The following is an 11,412-nucleotide window of genomic DNA, read 5'->3' as shown; positions in this document are numbered from 1 at the left end:
GGCCATCCTCCTTTCCCAAAGAAAGGAGGGACGAATGGGTGGGGCCGCTTGCAGCGAATGCGCGGCCGATGCGGATCACGCTCGACATAAGATCAAATCCTTGATGATTGCCCGCTGCGGCGGGCGTGCGTTTTGAACGTCTCCCAGTATACACGCGTGACTCGACAAAACGTCTCCTTCCCGGCAGGCGGCGGAGATGCTCCCGTAAAGACAAGCGTCGACGCATATTCGACATGCGCATCGCCTTGGGTCGTAACAACCCTGTAACGCGTACGGACTATGCTTGGGTACCCATAGGAGGCGGCGAAAGGAGCAGCATGGGCGCATGGAGACGACTGGGGAAGGCGATTGGCGCGCGAATGCCCTTCATTGTCCCGCTCTGCGTCACCGCGGGCGTCCTGTTCCCCGGGGTGTTCGGCCCCATCGAGACGGTCGTCCCGTTCCTCTTCGCCTTCATGACCTTCCAGGGATCGCTCAACAACACCTTCCGCCAACTCGCCGAGACGGTGCGGCATCCCCTCCCCCTCTTGGTCATACTCGGCGTCACGCTTGTGTTCATGCCGGTTGTTGCATTCGGCATGGCGTCGATCCTATTCGCCGGGGACACGCAGATCATCACCGGAGTTCTGCTGGAATACAGCGTGCCCATCGGCATCGTCAGCTTCATGTGGGTCGGCATGTTCTCGGGCAACACGGCGCTTGGGCTCAGCGCCATCCTCGTCTCGACGGTGCTCTCGCCGTTCTCCATCCCGTTCACACTCAGCGTCCTCATGGGCGCGACCATCCAGATGGACACCATCGGCATGATGGTCAACATGGTGTTCATGATCGCGCTGCCGGCCCTTGCCGGCATGGCGGTGAACGACCTCTCGCGCGGCTGGGGGCACGAGAAGCTCTCCCCCGTCATCGACCCGCTGTGTAAGGTTCTGCTCGTCGTCATCATCACCGCGAACTCAACGGAGCTGAGCGAGTACGTCCTGAATATGACCTGGGAGCGGGCAGGGGTCGCCCTGTTTATCCTACTGTTCGCAAGCACAGGCTTTTTGTGGGGCATGATCGCCGCGCGCCTGCTGAATCAACCGTTTTCCACGCTCGTGACCATGGGGTTTGACTGCGGGCTCCGCAACATCTCATCGGGCGCGGTCATAGCGACGCAGTATTTCCCCGGCGAGGCGGTCTTCCCCGTCATGTGCGGGACCATCTTCCAGCAACTCCTCGCCGCGATCTTTGGGCGCATCATGACGCGTCTCACCGAACGCGAACGCGCCGCCGAGGTCAAGCTCGTGCGGCGCGGATGGGCGTCGGCGAAGGGGCATGGCCCGTCTAGCCGAGCTTGACGATCTTCGTACCGTGCAACTCGTCAACGCCAAGCGCCTCGGCGACGCGTGCGGCGTTCTGGTGGGTGATGCCGCCTCCTGGCAGGATGACCAGGCGTCCCGCTGCGCGCTCGATGCAGGCGCGGAGCTGATCGAAATTGTCCTCGATCGGGGCGCCCGCGGCGCCGCCGTGCGTGAGGATGTGGTCGACGCCGAGGCCGGCGAGGACGTCGATCGCCTCGAGCTGCTCGGCGGGCGCGAGCTCGTCAAACGCCATATGGAACGTGATGCCCAAGTCGCGGCCGCGCATCTCGCCCACGCCGCGCGCGACCTTGATGAGGCGCGTCGTGGCATCTGCGTCAAGCTCGAAGCCCTTGCCTTTGGAGCGACGCTTGAGGCACCCGATCACGATGCCGTCCACGCCGTTGGCGCCCGCATAGCGGATGTCAGTCTCCATGGCCTTCATCTCGGCCTTCGAATAGTCGAAATTGCCCTTGCACGGCCGGATGATCACGCGCACCTCGGCATCTTCGTGGGCATGCACGATGCCCACCGCCTGCTCGATCACGCCCGCCGACGGCGTGGTGCCTCCTTGCGCCAGGTTGTCGCACAGCTCGATGCGGCCGGCGCCGGCACGCAGCGCGGCCTCGATGTTGGTGAAGTTCTCGGCGCAGTATTCGAACAGCATGGCGCTTTCCTCTCGAAATGTGTCTCGGTTCCAGCCGGTCGTCATCGGCCCCGGCATCGGCGCGTCCATCCTAGCGCATGGGCAGGGATACGATGAGCCTAAGGGTAGGAATGTCGAAAATCGGGACCCTCGCGGGCCGTTTTTTCGACATTCCCGCCCTCGACTCCGCCTTGCACACGCCTCGGGTTGGGACTAGGACTCGGGTTGGGCGACGAGCACCTTCTCGGGCGTGATGGGCAGGTCGCGCACGTACGCGCCGGTGGCATGGGCCACAGCGCTCGCGATGGCGGGCGCCGGCGTGTTGATGACGACCTCGCCGATGGACTTGGCGCCAAACGGGCCCGTCGGCTCGTAGCTCGGCTCGAACGCCACGCGGATCTGCGGGATGTCCAGGCGCGTGGGCAGGCGGTACGTCATGAACGAACGGCCGCGTGAACGGCCCGCCGCGCTGTAGGACACCTCCTCGGTGAGCGCCATGCCGATGCCCTGCGCAATGCCGCCCTCGGCTTGCACGCGCGCGAGGGCGCTGTTGACGATGGTGCCGCAGTCGACCACGCCGACGTAGTCCACGAGGCTGACCTTGCCGGTCGCCTTCTCGACCTCGACCTCGGCGATGCCCGCCATGAACGGCGGCGGCGACACCGGGGAGCTCGCCGCGGCGTGGGCGGTGAGGCAATCGCCCGCGCCGCCGCGCACGCATTCGTTGGCGAAGGCGCGCACATCGAGCACGCGGCCGGCCTCGAGCGCCCCCTCGACAGGCTCCCCGTCTTCACCGGCCTCGTAGACGTGCTCGCCGTCGAAGGCGACCCGCTCGGGCTCGAGGCCCCACCAGGAGGCGGCCTGGGCGCAGATCTTCTCCCTCAGCTGGGCGGCCGCGCGCTTGGCGGCCATGCCCGAGATGTAGGTGCCCGAGGACGCATAGGCGCCCGTGTCGAACGGGGAGACATCCGTGTCGACGCCGCGCACCACGATGGCATCGGGGTCGAACCCGAGTTCCTCGGCGGCGATCTGGGCGAGGATGGTGTCGCACCCGGTACCCACGTCGGTGGCGCCGATCTGCATGGCGATGAAGCCCGACTCCTCGAGGCGCAGGTCGACCGAGCCGATGTCGATGTTCGAGATACCCGACCCCTGCATGGTCACCGCGACGCCGAGGCCGCGGACCCGATCGCCGAGGTCGTGCACAAGCCCCTTCTCGTCCCAGCCGATCATCTCGCGCGCCGTCAGCAGGCAGTCGTCGAGCTTGCAGCTGTTGAGCGGCTCGTTGTGGTACTGGGGCATGATCTCGCCCGCCTGCACGAGGTTTTGGCGGCGCAGCTCGATCGGGTCGATGCCCAGCTCGTCGGCGAGCTCGTTGACCGCCGATTCGACGGCGAAGCAGCCCTGCGTGGCACCATACCCGCGATAGGCCCCGCCGCGCATCGTGTTCGTGTACACGACATCGTAGGTGAAGCGACTCGCGAGTACATGATTGTAGATGGGCAGCGACTTGGCGCCCGAGAGCCCCACCGTGGTGGAACCGTGCTCGCCGTACGCGCCGGCGTTGGAGAGGGTATGCAGGTCGATCGCGGTGATGGTGCCATCCTTCTTGGCGCCCACGCGCACGTGGAGCACCATCTGATGACGCGAGTTCGAAGCGGCCAGCGTCTCCTCGCGCGTGTAGACGACCTTGGCGGGGCGGCCGGTGCGCTGCGCCACGAACGCGGCGAAGACCTCGCAGCATCCCGTCTGCTTGGCGCCGAAGCCACCGCCGACGCGTGGCTTGACGATGCGCACCTGCGACTGCGGAATCTCGAGTGCTCCGGCGACCTGGCGGCGGATATGGAACGGCACCTGCGTGGAACTCGTCACCGAAATGCGACCGAACGCGTCGATGGCCGCGAATGCGCAGAAGGGCTCCATCATCGCCTGGGCGGCGGCCTGCGTCTCGTACGTGCGATCGACCACGACGTCGGCTTCGGCAAAGGCGGCATCGAGGTCGCCCACCGTGTTCTCGCCATGGGCCATGAGGTTCCTCGCGCGGTCGCCGCCGAGGTCGTAGTTGAGATGGTAATCGGACTCGTCGTGGATGACGGCGCCGTGAGCGGCGGCATCCTGCGCGTCGCGCGGGTCGAGGACGGCGGGCAGCACCTCGTAATCGACCTTGATGAGACGCAGGGCGCGCTCGGCGGCCTCTGCGGTCTCCGCGGCGACGATGGCCACCTCGTCGCCCACGTAGCGCACCTTGTCCTCGAGGATCAGGCCGTCATAGGGGCTCGGCTCGGGATACGACTGGCCGGCGAGCGTGAAGCGCGTGCGCGGCACATCCTCGTACGTGTACACGCCGATGACCCCGGGGGCCTTCGTCGCGCGGGAGGTATCGATGCGGCGGATACGCGCATGGGCGTGGGGGCTGCGGAGGAACTTGACCGTCAGGGCATCCGCGGGGGCGAGGTCATCCGTGTAGGCGGGCTTGCCAGCGAGCAGGGCCGCCGCGTCCTTCTTGACCGTGGGGTGCGCAATGCGCTCAAAGCCGCCCGCGATCCGCGCGTCGGATTCGTCGCAGGTCGGACGTTGCTCGATGACAGGCAGTTTGAAGCCAACGGCGACGCCCTCCTCCCTCAGATAGCGCACAATGCCGCGCAGCTGGCTCTCGTAGCCGGTGCAACGGCAGAGGTTACCCGAGAGGTTGCGGGAGAGGTCCTCGCGCGTGGCGACGAGCGAGGGGTCGTCGGCGGCGGCGCGGGCGAGCGCGAGCACGTTCATGATGAGGCCCGGGGAACAGAAGCCGCACTGCTCGGCGCCCTCCTCGGCCATGCAGCGCGCCAAACCGGCGGACTCCGCCTGCAGCCCCTCGAGCGTGGTGACCGCACGGCCCTCCACGCGCGCCATGGGGACGGCACACGAGAGGACGGGGCGCTCGTCGAGCCACACCGTGCACAAGCCGCAGCTCGTGGTCTCGCAGCCGCACTTGACGGACTTGCATCCGTGCGAGCGCAGGAAGTCGAACAGGGTCATGTCCGGGGCGACGTCCTCAACGATGCGCCGTCCGTTCAGGGTGAGTTTCATCGAGCGGCCTCCTTGGCAGCGGAATCAATCGGGGCTGTTGGGACGCAAGAGCCCGACGGGGACGCGGCAGCATCGCCCTCGAATGCACGCGCCTCCAGCTCGAAACGCTCCTCGAGAGAAGGCGGCACCTCGATACCGGCCGCTTCGCAGATCGCGCGGACGGCGAGCACGCCCGCAAGGTGGCGACGGTAGGCGGCACCGGCAAGGTAATTCGTGCCGTAATCGAGTGAGCGAACGGCCTCGAGGGCGCAGGAGAGCTCCTCGCGAGAAGGCTTGGGCGTGCCGCAGCCGAGCTCCTCACCCGCGAGCAGGCGCGCACGCAGCGGTCGGGCGCCCACCGACACGTGCCATGCATCGCCCCACCAGGCGGCGCACACGTTCACCACGGGGAAATCAGTCGCCTGACGACGAAGACAGCCGTAGGCGGCCTTGTACGGACGACGATGGACCACGAGGTGCTCGAGCACGTCGCGCTCATAGGGACTCGCGGCAAAGGTGGACAGGTCGATGCGGCCGGCGCCGGTGAACTTGACCCCGGCGTCGAGGGCCATGAGCGCCGTGAGGACATCAGAAAAGCCGAATCTGCCGTACAAGCTGCCGCCCACGGTTGCGAGGTTGCGGAATTGGACGCCCACGATGTCGTGCACCGCGTGCTCGAACACGCCGCAAGTCGCGCTGTTGAACGCCGCATCGTGCTCGAGGTCCGCCAGCGGAGTCATGGCGCCGACGACGAAGGCATCGTCGCTCTCCTCGATATAATCCAGACCACAAGCGGACAGATCGATGGCGCACGCGATGGCTCGGCGCCCTTGACGCAGCCACAGGCCGCCCCCTAGCACACGGGCGCCGCGGTTGGCGAGCAGCATCTCATGCGCCTCGGCGGTCGTCGCCGGAACGAGGCGCTTGGCGAACTTCAGCATATCCTCCCCTTTTCACGTTTGAAGGCAACCTCGTCATTTTACCTTGACGGCACCAGTGGAGGATATGAGCCACCGGAAGATGTGAACGAGGCTCCGAAGCTCCGGCCAAGCCCCGGTCTACATCGAGCGGCGCACGTCCACCACTTGGGCGGCGATGGAGACGGCGATTTCCTCCGGTGTCTCGCAGGCGATCGGAACACCCACCGGCATGTGGATCGAATCGATCGCGTCGGCAGGAAACCCGGCTTCCCGCAGACGCGCCCGAGTATGCGCCGCCTTCTTCTTGCTGCCCAAACACCCCACGTACCGAGGACGGGCGGACAAGACCTGCGCCAAGACGTCGAAATCCGATGCGTGGCCCGCCGTGCAGACCACCACGAAGTCCCGCGCATCAATCGAGACGCGCACAGAGAGGTCCCCGTAATCGACGCGGAGGCGCTCCACGGTGCGGGGCAGATGGGCGAGCCCGAGGACTTCGGCGCGATCATCGCATACCACGACCTCGAATCCCGCGAACGCCAAGACCTCGGCGAGGGAACGACCCACATGTCCGCACCCGAAAACGTACGCACGACCCTCGTGGAAGATCGGCTCGCGATACCACGTGCCGACAACGCCCGGTCGGGCGCCCCCATCGCCAGAGCACTCGATGCGCATGTGCGGAGCGCCTTCTATCGTGCGGGAGGCGTCCGGGCCGTGCTCCCCCGGCCAGAGGGACCCGCCGAATGCCGTGAGGTCAATGGCAAGCACGCCTTCGGAACGCGCGCCGAACATGGCGGTCATCTTCTCCAACATGAGACGATGCTCCCCGCCCATGCGCATGAAAAGCAGCTCAACGGCACCGCCGCACACCATGCCGGTGTCGCTTTGCGCCCCGCCGATGGTATAGCGCACGAGCCTCGACCCACCCGACGCCAGCAGCAACCGAGCGTCCTCGATGGCCCGGGCCTCCAACGCTCCCCCGCCGACCGTGCCCTCGATGCGGCCGTCGTCGAACACCGCCATCCAGGCACCCGGCTCGCGCGGGGCGGAGCCTGCCGTCTCGACCACGATGACGAGCACCGCAGGCACATCCCGGTCGAGCGCGCCGATCAAGCTGTCGATAGTTTCGATCTTGCGCATGGGGACTTCCTTTCTCGAATGGTCTCTTGCGCATGCGCGAGCGGCTCGATACGGGCCCTCTTCCGCCGAGCGAGCGTCTGCGTGTTGTCAGGCGTGCCCTAATGCACGCGGACGCGGGACGATCCCGGCTCGTGCTCCACTACATGCCCCACCAGACGCGCCGCGGGGACGACCGGGTCGAGATCTGCGAGCAACGCGGACGCGTCGGCAGGATCGACCGAGATCATGAGGCCACCGGAAGTCTGCGGGTCGAAGAGCACGTCTGCCATGTCGAGCGGAATACCCGAGAGGTCCGCCGCGTCCTCCGCGTACCGGCGGTTGCGATAGGCGCCGGCCGGTACGATGCCCATAGCCGCCAGGTCGCGCGCCCCATCGAGTAGCTCGAAGGCAGCGGCCTCGAGTTCGATTGCCGCATCCGCCCCTTGCGCCATCTCGAGCATATGCCCCATAACGGCGAAACCCGTCACATCCGTGCACGCGTGGACGCGATAACGAACCATCGCGTCACGCGCGGGGCGGTTGAGCGTCATCATAAGGGATTCGACCTCGTCCGCGGCGGCCCTCCCCACCAAACCCGCCTTGGCGGCGGTCGTCACGATGCCGATGCCGAGCGGTTTGGTGTAGATGAGCGCGTCGCCCACATGCGCGCCGGCGTTGGTGAGGATGCACCGCGGATGCACGAGACCGGTCACCGCCATACCGTACTTGGGCTCGCGATCGTAGATGCTGTGTCCTCCGCACACAATGGCACCGGCCTCGGCGACCTTAGTGGCGCCGCCGCGCAGAATCTCGCGCACCGTGCCCGGATCAAGGTCCTCGGGGATCATCATGATGTTGAGTGCCGTCTTGGGCTCCCCTCCCATGGCGTAGATGTCGGACAGCGCGTTCGTGGCGGCGATCGCGCCGAACACGAAGGGGTCATCGGCGATGGGCGGGAAAAAATCGAGGGTCTGGACCAGGGCGACGTCATCGCTCACGCGGTAGACCGCGGCGTCGTCGGCGCGGTCGAAGCCCACGAGCAGGTTGGGGTCGCGCGGCTGCTCGAACCCCTCGAAGAGCTTTGCGAGCTCGCCCGCGCCCACCTTGGCGCCGCACCCGGCGCATGCGGCGAGCTTAGTCAATTTCACGTCTTCGGACATTGCCGTCACTCCCCTTCCGGAAACGCCGTCGGGGCCACTTCGACACGCAGGGCCGGCGCCGCGGTCTGGCGACCCAGGGCGCCGCTCAGCCGCAAGATCGCCTCGAGCACGCCGCCACCCACGGCACTCGCCTTATCGCTCACCGTATCACAGAACGACGCATCGCCCCGCGGGTCGATGTCGCCGGATTTCATGCCACGCAGCACGTGGACACCGGGGGCAAGCAGACCGCGCAGGACACCGTCTATCGTGGCGGGCATCGGCACGCCATCGACGCGCGCGACCACGTCTCCCGTGCGGACGATGTCGCCGATCGCGGCGAGGGGATCGAAGGTGCCGTCGGCCGGCGCGCGCAGGACGCGCTCGGACCCATGCCCGCCGATGATGCCGGGGATGCCCGTGTTCGCGATGGGGCTTCCCTCATAGAGGGCCCGGCCGAGATAGTGGCCGCGCTTGGTCTCCACCGCCGCATGGCAGTCCACGCCCGCGGTGAAACCGGGCCCCACGCCTATGACGACCGGGGCCATGTCGATCGTCGTGCCGAGGTTTTTCTTGGCGAGGATCGCATCGACGACCACATCGGGAGCCGTCTCGCCCAGCATATCGGCTGCGGGGTCCACGACGACGGCGATGTCGCTCGTATCCGCGATCGCACGTGCCTGCGCCGCATCGTGCGCCAGGCGGGCGCACACGCCCTCGACGCACGCCTCGCCCAGGCGGATGGCCTCGCAAAACGCCACGGTGCGGCGGATGCACGTAGGCTCGGCGATGTCGGCCATCACCACGGCGAGGCCGGCACGATGCAGGCGCAGCGCGATGCCCGTGGCGATATCGCCCGCCCCTCTCATGTAGACCAGCATGTCCATTCCTCCCATCAAGCCCAGATGGGCACCCGCGCACGTCGATGCGAACCGCGATGACGCATACGTGGGGCCCTGGCCCGAACACTACAACATCAGGTCGTGATACCCCGCCGGCTCGACGGCGCCAGCGACGGCCGCCTCGAACGCCGCGCGCGCGGCGGGTGGCATCTTCCACGCCAACCCGCAGTCGGCGTGGATCTGCACGGGCGTGGGGATGATGCGCCCCGGAACCCCCGCCTGGGTGCAGGCGAGCTCCGCGCGCACGGCATCGTGCGTGCTGGAAAACGAGACCACGCAGACGGGCTCGGGCGCACGAGTGCTCATGCGCGCACCTCCTCAGCCGAGATCTCTGCCAGGGCAGCCAAGGCGACGTCCACTTCCGCCTCGGTCGTGAACTGGCCGAAGGAGAAGCGCACCGAGCCCGTCTCGATCGTTCCCAGCGCGCGGTGCATGAGCGGGGCGCAATGCAGGCCCGCCCGCGCGGCGATACCGTACCGGCTGGCGAGGACGTCGGCCAACTGTGAGCTGGTCATGCCGACGAGATTCAGCGCCACAACCGGCGTGTGGCCAAAGGCGGCGTCACCCGCACCATAGGGCACGACGCCCGGGATGGCCCGCGCAGCCCGGGCGAAGCGCGACCGCAGGCGCTCCTCGTAGGCTGCCACGGCCTCGACGCCGCGTTCGTCCAGATAGCGCACTGCGGCTTCCAGACCAGCGAGACCATGGCCGTTGAGCGTCCCCGCCTCGAGGTGCTCGGGCCAGGCCTCGGGCTGGAACGGATCGGCGGAATGCACGCCCGTGCCGCCTTGGAGCAAAGGCTCGATGTCGATGCCGGGTGCCGCGATGAGACCGCCTGTCCCCGTAGGGCCGAGTAAGGCCTTGTGACCCGTGAAACACAGGACGTCGATGCCCGTGCGCTCCATATCCACGGGGATATGCCCTGCGGTCTGCGCCGCGTCGACCACGAGCAAGGCACCGGCTGCGTGCGCGATGGCGGCGACACGCTCGATGTCGACCACGTCTCCCGTGAGGTTCGAGGCGTGGCTGCACACCACCACGCGCGTGGCCGGCGTGACCGCTCGCTCGAGCGCACGATAATCGAGCACGTGGGCGACGTCGAGGCCCACGTGCTCGATCTCGACGTCGGCGTCGCGCGCCAGCACGTTGAGCGGGCGAAGCACCGAGTTGTGCTCCGTCACCGTGGTGACCACGCGGTCATGCGCGCGTACGAGCCCGAAGATGGCCGTGTTGAGCGCCTGCGTGGCGTTGGCGGTGAAGATGACGCGGTCGGGATGGCTGCTGCCCAAAAGGTCGGCCACGGCCATGCGGCACGTGAGCGCGGTGCGCGCCGCGGCCAGGTCGCCCTCAGCCGTACCGCGGCTCGAACTCCCGAGTGCCGTCATCGCGGTGGCCACCGCATCGACTACGCACGGCGGCCTCACGAGCGATGTCGCCGCGCAATTGAGATATATCACCGCATTCGCCTTCCTTTCGCTCCAACCATCCCATCGCTCCGGGGACCTGAGCGCATCGTCCCGCGCGCAGTTCCGCACGAGCCGGAGGGCACTTAATGTGCCCTCCGCGCGAGCTCAGGACTGTCCGAGCACGGGATGATGCGCGCAGGTCCCCGGGGGCGATGGGATACCTGCATCACAGGGATACGACGCCCTCGGGGGCGAGGAAAATCTCGGATAGGGCGTACAGGTTCGTCACGCCTCCCACGGCGAGCTTCTCCTTGATGCCAAAGAAGTCCAGGCACGTGCCGCAGGTGAGGATCTCGCAACCGCGCTCCTCGAGTTGGCGGATGTCCTCGAGAGAGACCGAGCCCTCGCAGGTGAGGCGGGCGCCCCCGTTAAAGAAGACCATCTTGGCAGGCGGGGTGTCGGCGTTGGCGAAGGCGTAGATGAGGCCCTTCATGAGAATCGAGCCGAGCTCCTGGTCGCCGCGCCCCATGAACTCGCTGCCCACGGCGATGACCTTGCCGGCAACTTGGGCAACCGAGGGCAGCGGGATGTCGCATGAGGGCTCGAACGGTTCCGCGGGGGTCTCGTCACCCGGCTCTCCACCGGCGATGACGACGCGCCATCGGGCACCGGGCTCCTCCTGCGCAATCTCGACCCCGCGCTTGCGCGATCCCGCCAAGCGTTTGAGGTTCTCGACCGCGACCATGTTGTCGACGAGTACCTCGACCGCCTCGGCTGAACGTCCGGCGGCGGCGAGGGCGTCGAGCTCCTTGGACGTCATGATCACGGGCTGGGGGCATGTCTTCCCCAGGGCATCTACAACGGACATGTGAACTCCTTTCGCGCGCGAGGC

The 11,412-nt window shown here is 67.3% G+C and carries 10 protein-coding genes; 1 reads left to right on the top strand and 9 read right to left on the bottom strand.

Features of this window, described 5'->3' with window-relative positions; all coding sequences use genetic code 11:
- Positions 1-317: 317 nt before the first annotated feature.
- Positions 318-1,337 carry a bile acid:sodium symporter family protein gene (locus ACX9NZ_RS02165; RefSeq protein ID WP_118654125.1) on the top strand — a complete coding sequence of 340 codons (1,020 nt, stop codon included), beginning with the start codon at positions 318-320 and terminating at the stop codon, positions 1,335-1,337.
- Here ACX9NZ_RS02165 and ACX9NZ_RS02160 read toward each other — a convergent pair.
- The 9 genes from ACX9NZ_RS02160 to yedF form a co-directional block, all read right to left on the bottom strand.
- A complete protein-coding gene (locus ACX9NZ_RS02160; protein WP_407496744.1) occupies positions 1,324-2,004 on the bottom strand; it encodes a copper homeostasis protein CutC in 681 nt (226 codons plus the stop codon). The two genes, ACX9NZ_RS02165 and ACX9NZ_RS02160, sit on opposite strands and share 14 nt — an antisense overlap.
- A 192-nt stretch (positions 2,005-2,196) precedes the next feature.
- Positions 2,197-5,052 (bottom strand): molybdopterin-dependent oxidoreductase, encoded by a 2,856-nt coding sequence (locus ACX9NZ_RS02155; RefSeq protein WP_302741495.1) that lies wholly within the window; start codon positions 5,050-5,052, stop codon positions 2,197-2,199.
- Complete coding sequence (locus tag ACX9NZ_RS02150) at positions 5,049-5,972, bottom strand: FAD binding domain-containing protein (protein ID WP_294122294.1); 924 nt, start codon at positions 5,970-5,972, stop codon at positions 5,049-5,051. Before ACX9NZ_RS02150 ends, ACX9NZ_RS02155 begins: the two co-directional genes overlap by 4 nt.
- A gap of 117 nt (positions 5,973-6,089) precedes the next feature.
- Complete coding sequence (locus ACX9NZ_RS02145) at positions 6,090-7,094, bottom strand: XdhC family protein (protein ID WP_407496741.1); 1,005 nt, start codon at positions 7,092-7,094, stop codon at positions 6,090-6,092.
- 98 nt (positions 7,095-7,192) lie between these two features.
- Positions 7,193-8,233 (bottom strand): selenide, water dikinase SelD, encoded by a 1,041-nt coding sequence (gene selD / locus ACX9NZ_RS02140; RefSeq protein ID WP_294122299.1) that lies wholly within the window; start codon positions 8,231-8,233, stop codon positions 7,193-7,195.
- A gap of 5 nt (positions 8,234-8,238) precedes the next feature.
- Complete coding sequence (gene yqeB, locus ACX9NZ_RS02135) at positions 8,239-9,093, bottom strand: selenium-dependent molybdenum cofactor biosynthesis protein YqeB (RefSeq protein ID WP_294122301.1); 855 nt, start codon at positions 9,091-9,093, stop codon at positions 8,239-8,241.
- An 87-nt stretch (positions 9,094-9,180) separates the two neighbouring features.
- Positions 9,181-9,420, bottom strand: a complete 240-nt coding sequence (locus tag ACX9NZ_RS02130) for a DUF3343 domain-containing protein (RefSeq protein ID WP_118654119.1) — start codon at positions 9,418-9,420, stop codon at positions 9,181-9,183.
- Positions 9,417-10,571 (bottom strand): aminotransferase class V-fold PLP-dependent enzyme, encoded by a 1,155-nt coding sequence (locus tag ACX9NZ_RS02125; protein WP_118654118.1) that lies wholly within the window; start codon positions 10,569-10,571, stop codon positions 9,417-9,419. The genes ACX9NZ_RS02130 and ACX9NZ_RS02125 overlap by 4 nt, the downstream gene beginning before the upstream one ends.
- A gap of 175 nt (positions 10,572-10,746) precedes the next feature.
- Positions 10,747-11,388, bottom strand: coding sequence for a sulfurtransferase-like selenium metabolism protein YedF (gene yedF / locus ACX9NZ_RS02120; RefSeq protein ID WP_407496738.1), 642 nt, complete (start codon positions 11,386-11,388; stop codon positions 10,747-10,749).
- Positions 11,389-11,412 lie beyond the last annotated feature (24 nt).

It is taken from the genome of Collinsella sp. BM28, from assembly GCF_054551995.1.
Note: the sequence above shows the minus strand (reverse complement) of the source record. Positions and strands in the feature narration are given on the sequence as shown.

Coding starts and splice junctions, on each gene's coding strand:
- ACX9NZ_RS02165 (WP_118654125.1), top strand. CDS start 318: ATGGGCGCATGGAGACGACTGGGGAAGGCGATTGGCGCGCGAATGCCC.
- ACX9NZ_RS02160 (WP_407496744.1), bottom strand. CDS start 2,004: ATGCTGTTCGAATACTGCGCCGAGAACTTCACCAACATCGAGGCCGCG.
- ACX9NZ_RS02155 (WP_302741495.1), bottom strand. CDS start 5,052: ATGAAACTCACCCTGAACGGACGGCGCATCGTTGAGGACGTCGCCCCG.
- ACX9NZ_RS02150 (WP_294122294.1), bottom strand. CDS start 5,972: ATGCTGAAGTTCGCCAAGCGCCTCGTTCCGGCGACGACCGCCGAGGCG.
- ACX9NZ_RS02145 (WP_407496741.1), bottom strand. CDS start 7,094: ATGCGCAAGATCGAAACTATCGACAGCTTGATCGGCGCGCTCGACCGG.
- selD (WP_294122299.1), bottom strand. CDS start 8,233: ATGTCCGAAGACGTGAAATTGACTAAGCTCGCCGCATGCGCCGGGTGC.
- yqeB (WP_294122301.1), bottom strand. CDS start 9,093: ATGCTGGTCTACATGAGAGGGGCGGGCGATATCGCCACGGGCATCGCG.
- ACX9NZ_RS02130 (WP_118654119.1), bottom strand. CDS start 9,420: ATGAGCACTCGTGCGCCCGAGCCCGTCTGCGTGGTCTCGTTTTCCAGC.
- yedF (WP_407496738.1), bottom strand. CDS start 11,388: ATGTCCGTTGTAGATGCCCTGGGGAAGACATGCCCCCAGCCCGTGATC.